This is a genomic window from Enterobacter cloacae complex sp. IR53030 (assembly GCF_049238365.1).
GTDB lineage: Bacteria > Pseudomonadota > Gammaproteobacteria > Enterobacterales > Enterobacteriaceae > Enterobacter > Enterobacter kobei.
Genome location: NZ_JBMKHA010000025.1, coordinates 43,403 through 63,983, shown reverse-complemented (window position 1 = coordinate 63,983; position 20,581 = coordinate 43,403). Strand labels below are relative to the sequence as shown.

23 protein-coding genes are annotated in these 20,581 nt (G+C 53.6%); 1 reads left to right on the top strand and 22 read right to left on the bottom strand.

Annotated features, from left to right (window positions below; all coding sequences use genetic code 11):
• Positions 1-212 precede the first annotated feature (212 nt).
• The 9 genes from ACOTXR_RS21175 to ACOTXR_RS21135 all read right to left on the bottom strand — a co-directional run bounded on the left by ACOTXR_RS21175 (position 213) and on the right by ACOTXR_RS21135 (position 9,287).
• Positions 213-1,178, bottom strand: coding sequence for a DUF6453 family protein (locus tag ACOTXR_RS21175; protein ID WP_013096346.1), 966 nt, complete (start codon positions 1,176-1,178; stop codon positions 213-215).
• Between the two features lies 1 nt (position 1,179).
• Positions 1,180-5,037 carry a phage tail protein gene (locus ACOTXR_RS21170; protein ID WP_421767098.1) on the bottom strand — a complete coding sequence of 1,286 codons (3,858 nt, stop codon included), beginning with the start codon at positions 5,035-5,037 and terminating at the stop codon, positions 1,180-1,182.
• A gap of 55 nt (positions 5,038-5,092) precedes the next feature.
• The gene (locus ACOTXR_RS21165) at positions 5,093-5,686 is read right to left on the bottom strand and encodes a tail assembly protein (RefSeq protein ID WP_045418842.1); all 594 of its coding nucleotides are present in this window, start codon (positions 5,684-5,686) and stop codon (positions 5,093-5,095) included.
• Positions 5,674-6,405 carry a C40 family peptidase gene (locus tag ACOTXR_RS21160; protein WP_421767097.1) on the bottom strand — a complete coding sequence of 244 codons (732 nt, stop codon included), beginning with the start codon at positions 6,403-6,405 and terminating at the stop codon, positions 5,674-5,676. The genes ACOTXR_RS21165 and ACOTXR_RS21160 overlap by 13 nt, the downstream gene beginning before the upstream one ends.
• Positions 6,406-6,417: 12 nt before the next feature.
• A complete protein-coding gene (locus ACOTXR_RS21155) occupies positions 6,418-7,188 on the bottom strand; it encodes a phage minor tail protein L (protein WP_421767096.1) in 771 nt (256 codons plus the stop codon).
• Positions 7,188-7,538: a phage tail protein gene (locus ACOTXR_RS21150; protein WP_057056276.1), complete on the bottom strand. Its 351-nt coding sequence runs from the start codon at positions 7,536-7,538 to the stop codon at positions 7,188-7,190. The genes ACOTXR_RS21155 and ACOTXR_RS21150 overlap by 1 nt, the downstream gene beginning before the upstream one ends.
• A 54-nt stretch (positions 7,539-7,592) precedes the next feature.
• Positions 7,593-8,342 carry a hypothetical protein gene (locus ACOTXR_RS21145; RefSeq protein WP_048218103.1) on the bottom strand — a complete coding sequence of 250 codons (750 nt, stop codon included), beginning with the start codon at positions 8,340-8,342 and terminating at the stop codon, positions 7,593-7,595.
• Positions 8,343-8,410: 68 nt separating this feature from the next.
• Complete coding sequence (locus tag ACOTXR_RS21140; protein WP_048218106.1) at positions 8,411-9,124, bottom strand: P22AR C-terminal domain-containing protein; 714 nt, start codon at positions 9,122-9,124, stop codon at positions 8,411-8,413.
• Positions 9,114-9,287 (bottom strand): Arc family DNA-binding protein, encoded by a 174-nt coding sequence (locus tag ACOTXR_RS21135; RefSeq protein WP_047359780.1) that lies wholly within the window; start codon positions 9,285-9,287, stop codon positions 9,114-9,116. Before ACOTXR_RS21135 ends, ACOTXR_RS21140 begins: the two co-directional genes overlap by 11 nt.
• A 113-nt stretch (positions 9,288-9,400) precedes the next feature.
• On the opposite strand from ACOTXR_RS21135, the gene ACOTXR_RS21130 reads away from it, so the two are divergent.
• Positions 9,401-9,769, top strand: coding sequence for an Arc family DNA-binding protein (locus ACOTXR_RS21130; protein WP_224213912.1), 369 nt, complete (start codon positions 9,401-9,403; stop codon positions 9,767-9,769).
• Positions 9,770-9,961: 192 nt separating this feature from the next.
• On the opposite strand, the gene ACOTXR_RS21125 is transcribed toward ACOTXR_RS21130, so the two are convergent.
• The 13 genes from ACOTXR_RS21125 to ACOTXR_RS21065 form a co-directional block, all read right to left on the bottom strand.
• Positions 9,962-10,348: a hypothetical protein gene (locus ACOTXR_RS21125; protein WP_126508917.1), complete on the bottom strand. Its 387-nt coding sequence runs from the start codon at positions 10,346-10,348 to the stop codon at positions 9,962-9,964.
• 56 nt (positions 10,349-10,404) lie between these two features.
• Complete coding sequence (locus ACOTXR_RS21120; protein ID WP_421767095.1) at positions 10,405-13,581, bottom strand: phage tail tape measure protein; 3,177 nt, start codon at positions 13,579-13,581, stop codon at positions 10,405-10,407.
• Complete coding sequence (locus ACOTXR_RS21115) at positions 13,581-13,868, bottom strand: DUF1799 domain-containing protein (RefSeq protein ID WP_421767094.1); 288 nt, start codon at positions 13,866-13,868, stop codon at positions 13,581-13,583. Before ACOTXR_RS21115 ends, ACOTXR_RS21120 begins: the two co-directional genes overlap by 1 nt.
• Before the next feature lie 17 nt (positions 13,869-13,885).
• Positions 13,886-14,224: a phage tail assembly chaperone gene (locus ACOTXR_RS21110; protein WP_023622568.1), complete on the bottom strand. Its 339-nt coding sequence runs from the start codon at positions 14,222-14,224 to the stop codon at positions 13,886-13,888.
• A 65-nt stretch (positions 14,225-14,289) separates the two neighbouring features.
• Complete coding sequence (locus ACOTXR_RS21105) at positions 14,290-15,222, bottom strand: phage tail tube protein (protein WP_421767093.1); 933 nt, start codon at positions 15,220-15,222, stop codon at positions 14,290-14,292.
• A 46-nt stretch (positions 15,223-15,268) separates the two neighbouring features.
• Entirely contained in the window at positions 15,269-15,700 is a 432-nt protein-coding gene (locus tag ACOTXR_RS21100; protein WP_421767092.1) for a phage tail terminator-like protein, read from the bottom strand.
• A gap of 7 nt (positions 15,701-15,707) precedes the next feature.
• Positions 15,708-16,307, bottom strand: coding sequence for a hypothetical protein (locus tag ACOTXR_RS21095; RefSeq protein WP_421767091.1), 600 nt, complete (start codon positions 16,305-16,307; stop codon positions 15,708-15,710).
• 1 nt (position 16,308) lies between these two features.
• A complete protein-coding gene (locus tag ACOTXR_RS21090; protein WP_045286695.1) occupies positions 16,309-16,662 on the bottom strand; it encodes a hypothetical protein in 354 nt (117 codons plus the stop codon).
• A 1-nt stretch (position 16,663) separates the two neighbouring features.
• A complete protein-coding gene (locus tag ACOTXR_RS21085) occupies positions 16,664-17,146 on the bottom strand; it encodes a DnaT-like ssDNA-binding protein (protein ID WP_063616269.1) in 483 nt (160 codons plus the stop codon).
• 2 nt (positions 17,147-17,148) lie between these two features.
• The gene (locus ACOTXR_RS21080) at positions 17,149-17,406 is read right to left on the bottom strand and encodes a hypothetical protein (RefSeq protein ID WP_421767090.1); all 258 of its coding nucleotides are present in this window, start codon (positions 17,404-17,406) and stop codon (positions 17,149-17,151) included.
• Positions 17,407-17,445: 39 nt separating this feature from the next.
• Positions 17,446-18,582 carry a P22 phage major capsid protein family protein gene (locus tag ACOTXR_RS21075; RefSeq protein ID WP_032621539.1) on the bottom strand — a complete coding sequence of 379 codons (1,137 nt, stop codon included), beginning with the start codon at positions 18,580-18,582 and terminating at the stop codon, positions 17,446-17,448.
• Positions 18,583-18,598: 16 nt separating this feature from the next.
• Positions 18,599-19,351, bottom strand: a complete 753-nt coding sequence (locus ACOTXR_RS21070) for a DUF6651 domain-containing protein (protein WP_421767089.1) — start codon at positions 19,349-19,351, stop codon at positions 18,599-18,601.
• A gap of 125 nt (positions 19,352-19,476) precedes the next feature.
• Entirely contained in the window at positions 19,477-20,580 is a 1,104-nt protein-coding gene (locus ACOTXR_RS21065; RefSeq protein ID WP_421767088.1) for a phage minor head protein, read from the bottom strand.
• Position 20,581 lies beyond the last annotated feature (1 nt).

The following is a 20,581-nucleotide window of genomic DNA, read 5'->3' as shown; positions in this document are numbered from 1 at the left end:
CCGATAGCGGTGATCTGGAAAACCTGCGCTGGGCTGGTCAGCGCGATGACGGTACAGCCGTTACGAATCAGCGAGCCAGCTGCAGTGAAGTTTGTTCCCGTACCTGTAAGGGTATTTCCGCTGATGGCAATAGTGCCAGTGGTATAAATCATATTATCTCCAGGTAATAAAAAACCCCGCCGGAGCGAGGTTGATTTAATTAGGCAGTGTATTCAGACGTACATATCGGGCAGAACCGGAAGGCTGAGCGACGTCACCGTGTTATTACCGAAAATGGCATATTGCTCGCGCCCAAGATATTTTCCGCCCTGAACTGAAGCGTTGCCGTTCTGTATTTTTATTCCGAACATTCGATATACATACATGCCGTTTACCGTATGCACCATTAGCCCAAACCTACCCAGCGGAACATATCCGTTACCGATGCTCACGGCACTTGTCGAAGGGGTCCAGAGTTGGTTGAGGTATACGAATGGTCGTTTTGTGGTTGAAAAGGTGCAGGCCCCTGCAGCATTAAAAATATTGAGGCCGGTACCCGGCTGCGGCGCTACGCCACTGGCAAAAATAACGATGTCTATCGTGCCGGTTGCGGGAGCATCATCGTTCGTGGACGGAGGGCTGAAGAACCTGACCGTGTTACCGTCGAAGTCAATCGTGTTACCACTGTTACAGCGCCCGAAAACGACGTACTTCGACTTGTCGTATCCTGCTATCGTCGGAACCGCCCATCCTCCGGTCGGAACACTTACGGTCCCCTTCCAGATACACTGCCCTGACTGCGTGGCATTGGTTATCGAGGTGAAGTCAGTACTGTCGCTGATAAGCAGGCCCACCCCGCTTCGCTGACCTGTCGGAAATATCTGCCAGACACTACCGGGAAACGTATAGGTGCTATCTCTTTCACTAATGCCCAGAGCCTGCATTCTCGAATTCTGCGTAACCCTGCCACCAGAGATGGTTATGGAATTCATTTTATGCCACAGCCCCGCATCAACATAGGCAGTCGCATACGGTATAAACAGCACCTGCGCACCTGAAACATAACCAGCGATGTCCACATACTTTGCTTTCTGGTAGCCAGTGTCAAAGCTGCCACCAAAAGACGGGCATCTCAGGCCCGCTGTTATCTCCATACGCTTTCCGCCGTCATTAAGTTCTATCAATAATCCTGTCGGCATCTTATGTCCATGTCCCCAGTACAATCCGGCCACCACCAGGAATATTAATGGTTACGCCATTACCATTAATCACCGTTGTGTTGCCGGAGCCATTGAAAGAAAAATTACCGTTTGTGGCGTAAATCGAGCCACGAACGGTCACATTATTGAACGTCGCGTAGCCAGACTTGTTGATGTGCCAGCCAACATTTCCGGTGCCGTCCCATGTTGAAGACTGAATATAGCTGCCGATTTTGGCATTGCTGATGGTACCGTCCTGGATGAACGTATCCCGGATGAAGGTCTGTCCGTTCTGGATTACGAACGGCAACGACACCGCCCCACCAGCCTGCGCCATTACCGCGAAACGGTCAGCCACAAACAGCACCTGTGATTGCATGCCGGATGGAGTATTCTGAACACCAATCCCCATCCCTGCTGCATACTGATTACCATTAGAATCAACAGCGACCTTGATGCTGTACATCGCATTCAGGTTGTTATTGATGTCCGCTGATACCTGGCTGTTCTGGACAATCGCTGCAGACTGACCGTTAACCGTGATCTTTAGCGAATTGATTTGCGTAGCAGACGCCTGGGTAAAATCAGCAAGTGTCTTCGACAAGTCAGTGGCATTCGCCGTGTTCCCACCGGTGCTGGAATCCAAAACGCGCAATGACTCAGAGACAGCTTTACTGGCGTCGGCCATCACATTGTCTACTCGATCGATACTGGCTTTGTTATCTCCATATTGGACGCTCAGGAGGTTGCGCTGGTTAACCTGCGCCAGCGTACTCGTTATTAGCGCGATAGCATTGTTCTGAATACCGCCGCTGGCCTTATCAGTTTGTGCACCCAGCTCTTCCAGGCGTGATGCCATTGAGGAATCGAGGTCCGTGACAACCTGGCTAAGGTCAGTGATTGATGCTGTATTCTTAGCACCTACAGCAGCTGCTGAATCAGCTTTGTCAGATGCAGCCTGAGTGGCTGCAGTCAACTGGCTTACCGCCGAAGCGCGAGCTTCAGTTTCCGTTGCTAACGCCTGGCGAACTTCAGTAATACCCGCTTCATTCTGTGCAGTTTGTGCCTCAAGACGAGTAACATCCGTGACGCGGGCTTCCGTCTCAGTGGCGATCACCTCCCGGAGCTGTTCGAATGTCGCAGAGTTAGCCCCCTGCTGCGCAGTCTGGCGCACAACAACATCAGCAATAGCCAGGGCGTTGCCAATGATTGCTTCTGCTGTCTGCTTATTCGAACCTACTGCTGCTGCCAGACCATCGGCGTTCTCCTTAATCGCATCAGAAAGTTCGACCAGTTTCTCGCTACTTTCTACGGCACTCTCTATCAGATCCTTGAATACCTCAGAATCTTTAATCTCCTCCAGGATCTCATCGGTGATGTCGGAAACATCGATGCTGGCCTGCCCGCGCACCCAGTCGGTGTATCCGGACTCGTTGCCGCTACGGTCCACCAGCTGCGCGCGGTACCAGAAAATCTGCCCTGCCTTCAGCCCCATCTGCTGATAGAGTTTCTGGGGATACGGCACCGACGCCAAAAGCATTGGATTTGCCCCATCTACTGAAGCGCTGTATTGCAGTTCCGTGCTCAGGGTGTCGGCGGTATCTGCGGGGAAACCCCATGTAACGTTGATCCCAAATACAACATCCTCTGTTGCAGTTAGTCCGACAGGTTTGGGCACTTCACCGGTGCGGCCGGTAAGATGGGTCAACGCAGACGTGGCCCAAAGGCTGGACGCTCCCCCAGAGTTAATCGCACGGACGCGCACAAGGTAATCGCCCTCGAAAATGCCAGGCACTTCGATATTTCGTAACCCGGTTTCAGGCACGTTTACCCATTCGTTATTTCCGCGCTTCCACTGTGCCCGGTACGCTATTACGTCCGACTGCAGTTTGCCGTCTTTATCAACTGGCGCATCCCACGAGGCGGTTAGCGTGGCCACGCGCTGCCCCTGGCGAACCGCATCATAGCTCGATACCATGATGTTGGTCGGCTGGTTCACGAGCCCGGTCGGAATCAGGCTTATCGGTGGAGTATCAAGACGAGCGTTGTTATCAACGGCGTCGTATTTCGACGCGTTATACTCCGCACCGGTAATGGTGAAGGTATTTTCCTCATCATCAAATTTTAGGTTCGTTACCCGGAAATACTGTAGGCGCAGCTGACCAGCATCAATTACGAACACGGCATTAGCTAATGGCGCCGCCGTGAACGGCGTGGACACGATCAGCTGCGTGCCATTTACGGCCTGTATCACCCGGCTTTCAACGGTACCGCCCTGGGTGCGAATCATCAGCGTATCGCCCGCCACCGCACTGGTGCCCCGGTCAGTGGTCACGGCCTTAAGACCCGCGTTATACCCGGTGATACGCCCGCCGTAAACGCGCCCTGACAGGCGTTCATCTGCAAACGCAAATACGGTGCCCGGCACGAATACAAAGCCATCAAGTCCAGTCTGAAGCGTGATAATGCGGTCAAGGGAGTTGGAATACACCGCCCACCCGCCACGCCGCTGCGCCTCGCTCTCACGCGTACAACCGATTGCAGTGATTTGTGTCTGCTTAAACTTGAACTGCTTCACCAGTTCCGGAAACATCACTGCCGTGGTGCGGTCCTGGTAGTGGTTATCCGGATCGCTGAAGTTAATCAGCGCGCTGGAGAATCGGTTTTTCTCACTGCCACTTGAGTACACTGGCTTACCCACCACTGATGCGCGAGTGAGGATCTGCAACTTCGTAGTGTCCGCCGGCATGTCAGAGACAACATTGAACATGTTGTTGCCCCAGAAAGTCATTCCGTTGAAGCCCGCGGCAATATCTTTAATCACCTGCCAGGCATCAGCCTGGGACTGGATGTAAACGTCAAACATGAAGCGTGGCTCGGTACCGCTTCCGCCTTTCCCGTCGGGTACCTTCTGGTCGCAGCGCTGGGCGATGCGATAGAGCTCCCACTTATCGAGCATTTCTGGCGTCACGCGGCGCCCAAGACCGAAGCGCGGCTCAGTCAGAACATCGAACCATATCCACGCCGGGTTATTCGTCCAGCCCCATTTAAACGTCCCGTCCCATGTTCCGCTATAAGTCCGCGCTACTGGATCATAGTTCGAAGGGATTCGGATGATGCGCCCCTTCGGCATGCAGGAAATCTTAGGAATGTTGTTGAATGACTTTGCGTTAAAGGACACGTACAGCAGCGCTGTGTGTGGATATCGCAGGCGAGCATCGATCACCTCAGTAATCGCTTGCACCTGCGTTTTGTTCTGCAGCATCTGGCTGGTGCTGTCATCGGTGTCACGCACCACTCGAATTTGCCAGCCAGTGCTGGCTTTGGGAAGATTAATACGGTGAGTTAGTTCATAGAGCGAACTGAGCTTCTCTGTGACGGTTTTAGTCATGACTGTCGAGTAAGCGCCACCGTCCACCGCCAGATCAATATGGTACTGAACCGTAGTGCCGACAATATCCCCATCGTTTTCCTGCTGCTGTAAACCAGGGATACCAATACGAACCAGCACCGCGTCAATCTGGGTGTTACTCAGTGCGCGGGTCCATGGTGTGGCCTTTGTCAGCGATACGCCAACCGTAGTTTCATTCTCGACTGCAGGGAATCCCGGTATTGGTGTCTGGGTCTGTATGCCAGGCCGGAAATCCCATGACACATTTTCAAAATTCATCGTTCCGTCGGGGTTTCCCAACGGCGTACCGTCCAGGAATATCCGGGTCGCATCCAGGCCACCAGCAAACTCCCCCTCCCCGAGCGCCAGCAGCATGCGGCAGCGCGCCATTGACTGAGCCGAATCGGGCTGTTCTACAGGTGTGTGCTGCTTCTGGCTGCCACCCTTTGCACCAGTGATCGCTTCCATATTACATCCATAAAAAAAGCACCCAATTGGGTGCTTGATATTCAGAAAGGAGTTTTCAGATGTCTTCTGCGACTATGCCGGCACTGATGATGGCGCCGCCAATCTCGCGCTCACCATAAAGAAGCGCGACCGGGTTACCCATCGCAAGGGTATTCACCGAGCCACCGAAGGCATATGAGGGTTTATTGTCAGGATCGTCTCGCCCCTGTAGTCCTTTGGGCTGGGGCGAAAGCATCTGGTAAATTCCACCAGCCATCATTCCGATACCAGCGGAGACCATTCCCGCGCCAATGACACCTGCTGAACCGAACGTCATGCCCGTCACGACGATGCCCGCCACAACCATGACAGCACCCAATATTGTCTGGAACAAACCTGCTTTTTTTGCCCCTTCCATCACTGGTGCTATGCGAATATCGGTGCTTCCGGCCAGGTTCTTAAAATCATCCGCGCCAATGTTGCGCCTGCCGCGAAACACCGCGAACGTCATGCCATTCTTTTTGGCGTTCAGAAGATAGCTTTCCAGCCCGTCCAGGTTGATGCAAAGCGCCTTTACCGCCTCGGCTGATGTCTGCACTGCCAGCCTGTGAACACGGCCAAACCGGGCTCCCAGTACACCGTACAATCGAATCGTGGTTAAACGCGCCATGGCTGAATCTCCTGCGGTAGCTCTTTGTGACGGACGCAGATCATCGTCCTGTCTTTGAAATAACCTCGCGCATACGGCGTGATGCAGGATGGCTGCCCGTACAGATGGTGAAGCAGCTCACCTTCCTCGGTAATGATCCCCGCGTGGTTCCACTTACTGGATTCAACCTGCATGATGACCATACAGCCTGGCGACGGGTCGCATTCGACAAACCCTTCCCGCTCCCAGTTGTCGAAATACAGGTTGTCCGGGTACTGGCTTTCCCACCATGGGTAATCGACGCGGAAATCGTTAAGTCTCACGCCTTGGGTGGCATGCCAATCCATTACCAGTCCCCAGCAGTCATTTGAGCCCAAGATAAACGGACGCCCGATAAGGGGTACCGCCTCCGGCATTATCTCAGCGTATTCGTCGCTATCCGGCGCGTAAATACCCCAGACCACGCCGGAGTTGTTGCATTGCTGGCGGTCCAGATCGGATGGAATGGGCCTTGCTCCATCGCCAGGATGGGAATGGATGACGCGCACAATCGTCCCGATATCTTCGGCGTTCGCCCAATGCTCGCCATCGATGCGGAAATGTTCTGTTGGATTTTCGTGGGTGTTTGGTACAGGAATATAGCGCTGGCGACGGCCAGACTGAATAACGAATCCGCAGCTCTCGCGCGGGGATTCCTCCAGCGCATGAGCACGGATAGCTGCCAATATGGTTTTATTCATTGCTATGTCCGGTTATCGGGTGAAGAGAACGGTTGCCGGAAAGCCGCCAAAGTCGAGAATTGCTGCGTTAGGATCTTCCAGGCCGGCGCCAAATCGTTTACGGCAGTCACTGAAGCAACCACCACATACATCAAGGGCAGGATCTGAAACCTGATTCCCCTTCGCGTCGAAATATGCCGTACCGTTATAGGTGCATCCATCGCCGCTCCGGTACTGTCCGCGTAGTGCCCATTCGCAGAGCGAGGTGATTTGTCTGGTTGGGATAACAAGCCCCTGCAAGTCTGCGGGGCTACTGAGTGACCATGAAACCACTTCGTCGTCTTCGGAGGATTTCGTGTCAAGCCAGAAGGTCTGAAGCGTGAACATGGACGGGTCGGCGGTCGGGTTCACCCCACCAGGGTAATTCACGGCATCGAGGTAAACCGAATAGGTGTCGATAATGCTCACTTTTGCGTTAACCATGTCCTTAAATTGCAGGCACAGCGCAGTGATATGGCCGTCAAGGTTTGAGACGCTGAGAGTGGGCTCCGCCGCCTGGTCTGTTGATAGCTCCAGGCCTGAAACCTGAAACGGCCAAAAATCGTAGGTATTGCCACCGAAGAAGATAGGCTTGGGTCCGAGCTTTTGTTCATCTCCATTGGCAGCATCAATTTCTTCCGGCGTATGGGGGAAAGGTGCGTAGTGGAAACGGTGGATGCCACCACTGAACTCTGAGGCGTCAACTTCAACCAGGCGGACCCTGCCACCCGGCGCCAGCATAGCCGCCTGATCGACTAATGCCATTATGCGTACACTCCGTAAGCCCGTTTGATGGTGAACGTCAACTCAGCATATTTGCTGCTGATCTGAGTTTTACGAACCGAGTCGGCTACGACCCGATAAAGCCCCTTCGCTTCGCCGGGCGGCGTAATGATGAAAGCTTTCACGGTATGAGCGAGGAGAAAATCACGAATCCTGTCCACTTCCGATTCTGCGCCTGTGTGCTTCATAGGGATCTGAATAGCCGTGGAGTTAATACCGTTATCAGCAACCTGCTCATAGCCATCACCAAACTGCGCAGCGCGCACCGTTTGACTATATTCAATCGCCCCAGCACCGAGCTGAGAGCGCCAGCTATATGTTTCAACTGCCATATTTACTCCATAAAAAAAGCCCCGCGTATGCGAGGCTTGGTGGTTAAATCAATCCTAGGCCACACCAGCACAATGAATCAGATGGCGAAGTGCTTTGACACCCTCGGCGTTATAACGGAACGCTTCCACCTGTTTGCTGGAGTGGGCCGACTTGTCCAGGAAGAATTTTCCGTGGACATCAGTCTTAAGATTATTGGCATTGGCAATGCGCCCAATCTTCTGAGCTGATACACCAAGCATTTCGCCTACTTCACCGGCGGTGTGGTAATGCTCCTCAATCACTGGCAGCGGGATTGCGTCGTAACCAATCAGAGGGTTAATCAGTGACGCCGCCAGCGCCTGGTGAGCCATTGGGTCCAGGCGAGGAAGAAGAGACATAATCTCACGGGCGCTGGCGATATTTTTCTCCAGTGCCTGGGCTTTCAACTGATCCGCTTTTGCCAGGCGGTATTCGGTGATACCGGTATTACTTTTCGGCATTACCGGGAGCGCCTGCATATCTTCCAGCTTATCGACCAAAGAGCGACGAACAGCTTTCGATTCGCGCGCGGCCACGCGGAGAGCCTGCTTGATGGACATGCCGATGACCTCGACAGGACGACCGCCAGACTTTCCGGCAGGTTTTACGAAAGTTTCGTAAAACTCCCCTTCCAACTCATCTTTGATGCGCTCAACAAAGTCATTGTTGCGCACCATCTTCTCACCGCACTGCTTACGGGCGTCATTGACCATCTCCAGCAGATACTGACTATCAATGGTTTTCTCGACGAGATGCCCGTTACCTGGTAAACTTACTTTTGTCATTGGTTGGATCCTTTTGACAAGTTTCAATGGAAGCCGGCAGGTGCGAACTGTCGGCTTTTCTATTTGCATCACTGCAAAATTCCTTTCCCGTATGAGAAGACGTTTTTCCAGTCACTATCTCCCCATGGTTGTTCTTTGATGTGATCTGTTTCGCGCTTAAGAATGGCGCGAGCCTTATTGATCCCCCGGTTGTAATTTGTGCCAATAGAGCTAAATCGAGGAACCAGTCGATGCTCGGCAACTAACAGTAGAGGATGTACTTCGCGGCAAGCCTCATACATCACCGCAGCTGAACGCCAAAGATATGCGAGGGTGCATAATTCATCGTCCGTAAACTGCTTAGCGATTGGCGAGCGCTGAATTTCTCTGTCAAGAATGTCCAGAACCCAGCGGCGGAATTCTTTGGCCTTCGGGGTGGTAGCGAACATCGCGACAAGATGAGCGCCACGAAGCGAAAAAACGCGAACCGGAATATCAACAGCACCAGTCTTTCTAACGACACTCATTTTGAGGGTCGTTGACATATGTTCCGTAAATTCATCGTGATACCTACTGAATATTTGGGTAACGGCATCTGACTTTTTGTAACCGAGCGCCGCTGCTAACTCAGATGAAGTGAGCCATGTTTCACCAGCGTGTGATACCGGGTGAAACTCTGTCTGCTGGAAAGTTAATTCATTGTTCTGTACACTGTTCATGTCATCATTCCTACGGTGGTGTGTTGGCAAAGAAGCCCGGTTCGTGTCCCCACACTGCCGGGTTTCGTCTTTTTTACTGACCATTAGCGCGATCCTCACGCAAGCTTTTAGCCAGTCGCTGCACAATCGCAGAGTTGATTGAAATTCCATCCATCTCCGCCATTCTGCGGATCTCCTCTTTCATCTGTCCCGGTAGACGAAGCTGGAAGCTTTCATTTTTACGACCAGCGTATGTAGTGGTTTGCATAGTAAACTCCTAATCAATGATGCCAACTTGGTACCACAACCAATTTAACACCATTTATGATGATGTCAAGTAGGTGCTATCATGATACAAATTTGTATCAGCGAGTTTTAATAATGAGTAAATTCCCTAGCCAAGAGATGGACCGTTTCAATGTGAGGCTTCCAGCCGGAATGCGTGACGCTATAGCAGATCGCGCCAAGCGCAATGGAAGATCGATGAATTCTGAGATAGTCGACATCATTTCCAGTGCTCTGTCACAACCAGCTCTAGCACAGGAAGGAATTGAGTATTTGCTGGGACTCGCAGAAGAAGGTGAGGCTGAAAAGCTATCCAAAAATGATAGAGACAGAGCCCGGAGCCTTGTTTTGGATGCAGCAGCTATTATGGCGCATAGGCTGGAATCAGAAAGCAAAGATTTAAGAATTCTCCTGTATCTGGCTTCGAAGGATAGCCCCCTCAAGGAGTCTGAGGATCTCAACTAATTGTTAAAGAGCACCTACTGACGTGATTAAAGCGCCAAGAGGTGCGGAAAGGTAGGTCCAATAATGCAGAAATTACCCCTCAGGTAATTTGAATAGTTATGATGATGTGGCAGTAGCACAAAATGCAAAAAGCCCACCTGAGTGGGCTGTAATGAAAGCCCCGGGCGGGGCTTGGTTGCAGCGTAATTCAGCTTAACTGCCGCTCATTTCTTCAAGTCGATAATCAGTTTTACCGTCTTTATCTTCGATGCATACAGCTCTAAATTTTTGCTCAAGACCAAATTTATTTTTGGCGCTAAACTCCTGCGTGGCGTAAAACTTACCGTCATCACCGAGCCATCTGTTCGAGCCAAACACCGACATGTCCAGGGTGCTTTTGTTAATGACTGACATCCTTACGTAAGCTTCACACGCGCTTCTCAACTCATCCAGCTTCTTATCAGATAACGCTTTGGCTTCCTCAGCTTTCAATTCGTCATCAGTTTTCAGACTAAGTCTCGCTGCCACAAGGACAACAACTAAAAGTAAAATGAGCAAACCAATGGTTTTGAGTATCTTCTTAAAGATTTTTTTTAACACAATCATCCCCTGATTTTTATGGTTTTCATCATATTAACCAGGGGACGACGTAAACACTACCTGCCTTTACTGAAGTTGTAGATCATGCCTCCAGGCTTAAGGTGCTTCTGGATAACCTGCAACGCAGCGTTCTGCATTTCATCAGCAAGGGCACGGCCCATAGCATCACCTGAACTGGAAGACTGAACAGTTGCAGAACCACCAGCATCAACGTTAACGGTGGTATTAATAACCGGAGCCATACCGCCACCGCCCTGGGCGCGTACGCCCAACCGCCCGGCAGAATCCCGAGTAAGTGGCATGATTGCTTCAGCGCCGGCCTCTGCGAATACACCGCCCTTCGCAAACTTGGACGCCCCCTGGAAAGTAAAATACTGGGGAGAGTCGTATACCCCATTGACGTACTTACTGAGCCCGGGCGAGTCATAGACACCGCCTTTAGCATTAAAGGTTAGCCCAGCAGCAGCGTTAGCATATGATCCGCCAGGAGTGCTGCCGCCGCTACTGCCACCGCTTATCCAGCCCATCGCAGCCTGTACTGTATAGGCCACTATAAGTTGGTTGGTTATCTCGAGGATCATCTTGAGCATAGATTTTCCGAACTCTTTAACTGACGCGGTGCCAGTTGTCATAAGCTCAGTCAGCATGTTGCTCAGGCCGGTCAGCGTGGAACTGGCAACGTTTTTAACGGCGTCGTAAGTGTTGGTTGCAGCATCGAGATATTCGTTCCATCCACTCACCGCACCCGCTTTCCAGTCGCCCCGTAATTTGTCCTCTTCGGCATAATATTTCCTGAGAGCCGCCAGTTCTTTTTCATACCCGGCATCCTCAAGTTTACCCCCACCGTTGAGCCAGCCCTGGCGGAGTTGCGCTTCCTCCATCATGCGCTGGCTCTGACGACTGCTTAGGCCGGCACTACCTCGCAACGCTTCTGTCTTTTCCGACATCTGCGTGACGTATTTATTCGCCTGCTGCGCCAGGCCGTTAATCTTCTGCTGCGCCTCTACTTCCTTGTTCTTCTGATCCACCATCTTGGCGGCATTCAGAATAGCCTCACGGCTCGACAGCAGAGATTTCTCCTGGGCGGTCAGCGCGCGTGTTTTGGCAGCCTCATCCAATTCAGCAAAGCGAGATTGCTGTTTGCTGAATTCGGTATTTCTGACCTGCGTCTCCCCAGTCTTGCGCAACGTTTCGAGTGTTTCAGTTAACGTTCTGGCCTGGGCGCGGTAGTTCTCAAGGGTGCGATCGCCAGCATCCAGGGTGGCTTTTGCCTCTTTAGCCTTTTTCGCAGAGTCTTCAGCAAGCTTGGAGACTGCGTCTCTCGATTCGCGACTGACAGCCCCGCTACCTCTTACACCTCCACCAGCGCCATTCTTCGCTTCTTCTTCCCATTGCCCTTGGGATTTACTGAGGTTAGCAATATGCTTATTGTAGTCGGCGGTAAGCTGAGCATACTCCTTGCTTGCAGCTTCTCGGTTCTTGGCAACGCTCTCAGCTAGCCCATCAAACCCCATGGATTTGATGAGCGATTCCCCACCAGGGAGTTTGTTTGCAATATCCGTGAAACCAGTGATCATTCCCCCCATAACTTCAAGGGAGAACTCTTTCATCTTGACGAAAAGGGCTTCAAACGAGGTGCCCAAGAGCTTAAACACTTCGATAACCTGATTGCCCCAAGCCCGCACTGTAACCCCGATTTGACCGAAAATGTCGGAGGAGAAAGCTTTAAGCCCGTTCCACGCCTGCCCGATATTATCGGTAGCCTCTACAATTTTATTGCTACGGTCCTCCATGGTGCTGGCAAACAACGTTATCGCTTCGTTTGCAGCTGCTGTTTTGCCCTTAGTTTTTTCAAGGGTGATGATGTGCTTCATCATAGCTTCATCAACAAAGCCATATTGCTGATTAAGGCTTGCCAGCGCCTTAATAGGATCGCTTGCCAGCCGTGAAAAGTCCGCCAGTGCAGCCTTCGTATCGAGGCCAGCATCGCCCATAGCCATAATGGATTTGGCGATTTTAGTCATCTGGTCGGCGGTATACTTCCCGGTGTCATTAAGTTGTACCAGGGTATCAACAGAATCAGCCAGGGACGCGCCAGCATTTTCTGCAACATCTTTTGCCGCGTCATTCAATTGCTGCATTGATGAGAAGCCAGCCCCTCCCATCAAAATGAGCGATCTGGCAACATTGTCGAACTGCTGGGATGAGCTATATGCAGCTCCCGCCAGAACAGCCAGAACAGCTACAGAACCCGCAATAGCAAGGTTAAAGGTATTTAGCAGACCACCCGCCCGCCCCAGTTTTTCCGCAGCCTCACTCGTGTTATTAAGACCTTCAGCAGCATCACTGATATTTGTTGCCGATTCAGCGGTCTCTCTGCTTTCTTCGTTAAAGCCAAATAATGCATCCCTCAGAGCCTGGAGCATTGGACCGAGGCCCCCGAAGGAATCCTTAATCTGCCCACCCTGTTGTAGCAGGATCAGGAATGGGGATTGTCCACCTGCCAGTTGAGTAGCAATATCGGTAAGCTGCGCGGGCAACATACCAATTGCAGCACTGTACTGACCAACTGAAATACCAGCGCGACGCGCAGCCGTCTCCTGTCTGGACAATGCATCAGGAAGAGCATCAGCCACACCGGAAAGGCGCTGCCGTGTCTGGTTAAGGATATTATTGAAGTGCTCGAACTGAGTGCCGGTGATACGGCCTGCTTCAAAATGGGCCACCAGCTGTGCGTGCTGTTCATCCAGTGAGTTGAACGCACGGATTGTCGGGTCGATGGAACCTAGGAGATTCTTTAACGCTGCGGACTGCTTCTCTGCCGCCTGGGTAGCGGCTAATTCGGCCTGAGCACGCGCCGCGGCTTCTCCGGTGTCGGTCAGTTTGAGGCGGGTGTCATCCAGGATTTTGTTGTAAGCCTGAAAGGTATCGGTATCCAGGAAACCTTTAGTCTGGAAGTTACGCAGCGCTGCCTGCTGCTCGTCAAGCCGGTTCAGCGCCTTGTTTACCGGGTCGATATTCTCAAGCAGGCCTTTCAGGGCAGCCTGCTGCTCCTTAATGCCTTCGCTGCCTTGCTTCGCAGATTCAGCGCCAGCGCGAAACACGCTATTCAGATCATCTGCTTTATCTACAGCACCGGCCGCCGCCTGGCCGAGTTTATCCAGTTCGTTGCTGGCTGTTTTCAGGTCAGAAACATCGGCCCGCAAAGTAATCGAGGCGATCTGGTCTGTCATTATTTCGTCTCCTTATGCATTACCTTGAGAGCCTCGCTTTCCATAATTTGAAGGTCAGCCATGCAGGCCGCCGCATCCTCAACCCCGTGTAACTCGAACATCCAGGGGAGAACGTTGTAATCAAGGCCGGTCGCCCCGCTCGCGCCGACTCGCCACTGGGTCGCCAGGGAAGAGAAGATGGTGAAGGACCTCCACACCGAGGGCAGGATCCCCACCTCTTCCTCCACGTCCTCAGGCGTCAAACCAAAAGCGCTCAGCTCCGCGAACGTCGGTCCCGGCGTATACAATGCTGCGGCGACCTGCCTCAGTTTTTTTCGCGGATACCCATCAGCTCTTTGGTGTATGCCAGACCGATGCTGTCGAACGCGCGTGGATAGTTCCGCAGAAGGACAATAACGTTTTCGCGGTTGAACTCATCGGGAAGCGCCCACCCCTCGACAATTTCCATGAGGTAGTCGGCCTGTGGCTCGATGGCATCCTTTTTACCTTCGGCGGCCTTTTGCAGCTTCTCGTCCATGGAGCGCAGCTCTTCCAGCGTCTTATGGCGGAAAGTGAACGTCAGCTTGCCGTCTTCGGCGCCAGCGCGCGGAATGCTCGCGGTCACAGAAAAAGTTGGGTTGGGGATCAGGGAAAATTTGGTCATTTCGATTCCTAAGAAAGACTTTGGTTTCAGTAGCGAAGAAAGCCCGGCGTACCGGGCTCGAGTGGTTAGCTGACCGTGACGGTGCAAGCAGCAGAGGTGATAGTTTTGCCCGCCGCGTCAGTGACTTCGCAGGTGTAAGAGCCAGCATCTCCGGATGCCACAGATGGAATGTTGAACGTCGAGGCGGTTTTGCCCGGAATGGCGGAGCTTTCTTTCTTCCACATGTAGGTGTAAGGAGCGGAGCCGCCTTGCATAACGACGGCTAAATCGAGCGCATTTCCAACACTAACTGATTTGGTTGATGGCAGATCAGTCAGGAACGCCAGCGGCGTAACGGATGAATCGGCGATCGGGTAAATCTGCATATCCGATTCGAAGTTCATACGCGCTTCGTTGCTTTCCACGGCGTTGATTTCGGTCTTAGGGACCTTCTGGAAAGACACTTTGGCAGAGTAATAACGGTCCGCTTTGCCGCGCGGGTTATGGAACCACACAGCAGTGGTGTCGCTGGATTCGTCAAGTTCACTCAGACGCTTGTAAATTGCCAGCAGCGGATCGTGCGCGAAGGTGTAGACCTGCACCACGGCGTTTTTGAAGGTCGGGATGGTACGGGCCTTATCGTCTTCCAGGAACTGCACGCTGATGGTCTGCTGGTCACCACCCTCTGTGGAGAGGGTCATCACCTGCGGCATCGTGATCCACGTGTCGATTTTACGCAGCGTGCCCGCGCCAGTGCCTGCCGGGAATTTGGTGGTGTCAGAGGTATCGAACGAATCCAGCACGATTTTGGTACCGGCTACGGATTTAACGCGCAGCACCATATTATCGAGTTTTAGCCAGCCGGAGCTCACCTGCACTACATCGCCCGCCAGGATGCCAGCGGCAGATGCAACAGTCAGTTCGCATTCAGTAGCGTTAGAGGCAGCGGTAAAGGTGATGGGAGCCTGATAGGCCTTGGCCACGTTCACACGCGAGCCGTTAGGGATTGCGAATGCCATAGCACTCTCCTGAATTTAGGTAATAAAAAACCCGCCGGGCGGCGGGTCAGTAATCAGCGCGGTACTGCATGCTGACAGGGGTGGTGTAGGTGATAGAGCCGGTAGTGCCGTTTGGTGATGATGTGGGGCGATCCTGTATAGGTTGGCGCACCTGCGGCGGGCCATTGATATAAACGGTCAGGTCACCATCCACCAGCGGCAGCCCTTCGGGAAAAGCATCTGCGACAGACTTTATCAGCCCTCTGGCCAGACTCACGCCGCTACCTGCTGGTGCAATGATATTGAGCTGGAGAATGCCCTGGTATGTACGCAGCTGACCTTCCAGGTCCTGCCCCACGGTTTGCGCCGGTAAGACATAAACTCGCCCATAAGGGGCATCATCAGGCGGGGTAAAAGCGATGTTAGGCCAGGCGATCGGCAATCCGAGCGACTCAGCGATAATCGCCACCCGGCTCTCCAGCAATTCAGCAATTCGCATGGACTGGTCACCGGCCATTGCGCACCTCGTTCATTGCCTCGCGGAAGTATTGGGCTGCATCCAATGCGGTCAACCCGACCATACCGCCGGGCGCCTGGTTTGAATGTCCGTTTTCCAGTGCCTGGGCATATGGAAGGTTGTTGGTGAAGTAAATCGTGCTCACTTGCCCTACTCTGAACACCTCAAGCATCGCCAGACCGCGGGAGTTTGAACCCTGTCCCGAAGCGTCCGGGGTATCGTTCGTCTCTGTTGGCTGGCTATCGAACCCGACATACCAGTTGTTCTTGAACCGACCACCGACATAACCCTCAGGCTTTTTGATGTCCATCGAGTCGTTTACACGCAAACCGCGCTTTAGTCGTCCCGATTTGGTCAGGTTGGCAGGATCATCGCGAAGGGCAGCATTATGTTCACGCACTGCAGTATTATAAGCAGAGGCCGTTTGGTTCACTTGCCAGGTCTCCGGCTGCCCGACTGGTGACATCTCCACCAACCTACCCAGGATTTTGATACCCGTCCGGCGCACCGCCTCGTCAATCTCCTGCTTTGAGCCATCAACGAACAGCTGAATAGCAGCCAGGAACGGCTGATTTACGGAACTCGACATATCAGGTCCTTAGCTGGATGTTATAGGAGATCAACACGTCTGCCGGCTTAACCGGATTCGGCTGTACCACGCGCCACTTTTGGCCGTCGATATCAATGATGTCACCGATGCGCACTTCAGTTTCAAACGTGGCCGCCAGCTTCTTATCGCCTGTAGCAATCAGAGAGCCGTCGATTTCACGAGTGGAGTATTCAGTGATAACGCCGGTAACGGTCGCGATAACAGGCTCGGTGGTAATCTCTTTCCCGTACTGATCGCGGGTGGTGGTACCGCCTCGGGTCAGTTGGTAGGATTTGCCGTTATCCTTCAGGAGCCGCGTTGCCGTAGCGCGCATGCGGCGATAGTCGATTGCCATGCTACCCCCTTTCGACCCGGACCTGGTTGCCGCCCACTACAAGCCCGCGCAGTGCGGAATAGAACCATGGGAATGACGGAGAAGCTTTATTCGTTCCCGGCTCATACTGGACTGTTACCGCACCCTCGACGCGCTCCATCGTCACCGCCCCACCGCCAGCGACCGACGGGGTGAGGTCAATCTCCTGCGATTCGATGGCCAGGCGACATTGAGCATCAATCAGGCGCTGTGGAATCGCATCATTCGGCAGGTCAACACCATCGAAGCGCACGCCGGAACGCGGCCAGGATAGAGGCTGTGATGCGCTGGAACGCTGACCGCGCCAGGCCTTCCCTTCCAGAAAGTCCATTGCCTGCATCAGCATCTGGCCGCACTCACCATCATCAGCAGGAATGCTATATCCACGCCCGGCGGCAAATGCCCGCAGGTCTGACACGCTGGCGTAGCTGTTGAAGCCTGGAGAGTTGGGATCGGCAACCAGCATGGTTATTCCTCCAGACGCCAGTCCAGCGCCAGCCAGTTATCCACTTCATCAGGATGAACATCTGCGCGCAGCGGGCCGCCAGGGAATTCTGGGGTGTCACGTACCATGACCACCAGCTCAATACCCTGCTGTTCCTGCTGCTGTTCCTGCTGCTGTTCCTGCTGCTGTTCCTGCTGGGCAGGGTTATTATCAGCGGTCTGCTGAGCTGCAAGCTTTTCCGCTTCACGCTGCGCGCGCTGCTCTTTTGTTAATCCGGCCATCGGGCCTCCTGAATAACAAAGGGGCCGAAGCCCCCTGGGTTAACCCATGATGATGGTGGAATGTTCAGGCTGAACGGAGGCCACACCCCACGCCACACCAACCTCGTAACGCACCTGACGGTACTGGCGGTACAGCGCGATCTGGAAGGTAATACCAGAGACCGGATCGGTTACGTTCATCACGTCATCAGCGGTATCGCCGCCTTTTGGCATGGCCGGGGTACGGCAAGCCAGCAGGAATGCGTTACGGTCAAAGGCAACGTTTGGCACGAACTCGCTCAGCACAGTGACAGTCGCCTGATCTGCCAGATCCTGACGCAGGCCAGGTGCGCCGATGGTGATAGTCGAAGAGGTTGCCGCTACGACCATGTACTGGTTGTCATCGCCATCGAACTTCACTGCGGTCCCGGCAGCAATACCGCCAGTACCAGCAGAGATAGCAATAATGATGTCGCCCTCTTTCTTCTCGCCATTGACCTTATAGCCCGCCGCCGTGCTTTTCGCGGTGCGCTTGATGTTGGCGGATTCGTGCAGGTTAAAGCCCATCACACGACCAATGATGCCTTCACGCAGCAGCTGATCGGTACCGGCTTCGTTCGCTTTGAACAGTACGGACTGTTTACCACGGATTGACGCCATCGCTTCGCCGCCCAGTACCATGCGCAGGTCAGTGGTTGGTGCGCCGTTATCAGTCAGCACCTGACGAGCGTTCGCCGCATCAGACAGGTCGTCTTTGACACTGAACGGTGTATCTTTTGGAGCACCAACAGCGCGGGAAGACTTATAAGCCAGCGATGCCAGGTCAGCATCCATTTCGTTGCTCAGTGCGCGGAACGCCTGAGAAAACTGGTCAGCCAGAACAACGTCATAAGTGCCTGATGGTCCGATGGCAAGCTGCTCTTCACCATTCCATTTGACCGGGGCCATTTTGGATTTGGTGATTTTCACGTCCACGGTACCAATGTTCTGATCACCGTCGTTTGGCGCGGTTGCCGCCGGAGTGATATCAACGGTGGTGGTTTTTGGTGCTACCGGTGCGGTCACGGTTTGGTCTTTGGCCGCGGCATCGGCTTTAGCGTTACGGGCCACCGCCGGGATAAAGCCCACCTGCTCACGGGATACGCGGTTCAGTGCCGTGTAGATGGTCGGGATCAGGCCAGTCAAAGTGTTGGACATTTATTTTTCCTTTCGATTAATCAACGATGCTCGTGCCGCCGCCAATCGCAGCCTGTTGTTCAGCTGGTGGCAGGGCGTCAAAAGCAGCGCGTTTCATGGTTTTCTGCCCAGCCTGATGCTGCGACTGGTGAGAACCACTGCCGCTGTTGCCGGACGCTTTGAGGATGTAATCTTTCTGCGGATGCGACTCGACCAGAGACTCCAGGGCCTCATCAAAGCTGGCTAACTCGCCGGGCTTGGTGCGAGAGAACACCTTATTGCCCTGGCCGTCGTAGGCCACAACCTTCCCTTCTTCGATTTTGAAGTTCTGACCGAAGTAGGAACGCACGAACTCAGTCGGGATCGCCATCTTCTCGGAAATGAATTTGGAGCCACCGAAGCGGCCGCCGATCATCTCGTCGTAGAGTTGAGTTTCCAGCTGCTTGGTCTTGCCGTTCGCCTCGTCCAGCTGCTGTTGGAAAACTTTGGTGATCTCCGCCTTTACCTGGTCAACGGCACCAGCATCGATCAGTTTTTTCTGGTCGATTTTGGTCATCATCTCCAGGGCTTCGAGCGCCTTGGCCGGGTCGGTGATGCCAGAGAATTTCGCGAGACTGGCTTCCGCCGCCTCCTTCGCTTCACGGTGAGTTTTCGCCTCACCATTCAGGGAGGTGATTTTGGTCATCGCTGCGGCTGCGTCGAACGGGATTTCTTTGCCATCATCATGGATGTACACAGGCATACCGTTTTCAACGACCACATTTCCGTTAGCATCAAGTTTCAGTTTCATTGTTTTTGCTCCAGCCTTCCGGCCATTGGTAATAGGTCATCCGACCCGGTCACCGCGTCGCATCCGCTTAGCGGCAGGCGTAAAAAAGGCCACCCGAAGGCAGCCTGATATTGATTGGTTTTTTGTTACTGGAACGCCGACGCATCCACGCGGCGCAGTTCGTCCAGGGTCAGAAACTCCCCGGCATCATTGAACATCTCAGGCACGGTGATTTTGCCGTCACGCAGCATCCGCGCGCGAGTAACGCCCAGCACCTGCTCCTGCCGTGCGTACGGTTGCCTGACGAGCCATTCGGCATAGCTGGTATGCGATGGCACCTGTCCATCCATCGAAGCGCGTGTGGCGCTGCTCAGTTCGCCAGAGGCTATCTGCATCTCTTCCCACGATTTGGTAATCAGGATTTCACCGGAGCGGCAGCAAAAGTGGATTTTGCCGGGTCCGCGCAGATACGGAATTTCATGCCCCAGCGGCTTGCCGTCGAGCGTGTAAAGCTTTCGGTCGCGGATAATGCACCACTGGCTGGTATGAGTGTCCAGCGTTGAGGACCACTGTTTGGCCTTTACGATATCGCTGTTGCCCTGTGCGAACTCCTGACGCGCAGTAGCGGCCATGTGATTTACAGCCGTGCGGGCCACCACCGCCAGGTCGCGACGGGAGGCGTTAATCACCCCATCTTCACGATTGAGTTTCGGCGTTCCGGCAACGCGTTTAACGATCTGATCTACCGTTTCACCCTGAAGGAAACCGGTGCGCACAGCGTTGGTGATTTTATCCAGCCGATCCGTTTCAAGCTTCTGGCCCCACTCCTTCAGCAAGCGCCCCTGGAATGGCTGAGTCACTGCTGAGGCGTAAACCTGCTCAGGCGCGATGCTCTGGAGCGGTACATGCCTGAGGATCTGCTTCGGAATGATGCTGCTAAAAAGGTCAAACTGATAACCGACCTCATATTCAACGTAGCGCGTCAGTTCACGTGCCAGCGCAGCATTCACCGGTTCATAGGCCTGTTGATTCAGGTCGCGCACACCAGCCAGCAGCGAAGCCAGGCGGCGAGCGCTGTAGGTATCGGCACGCTTACCATCCAGCAGCACCAGCAGTTTGGCAGCCAGGTCAGCATCCATCTTGCTGAGCAGCGCCACCATCCGACGAGCGACGCCAGTACCGTAGCGGTTTACATACAGGCCGTGCGCTATCGTTTCGTCCTGCAGGCGGTCGTTAACGGAGCGGGCCATA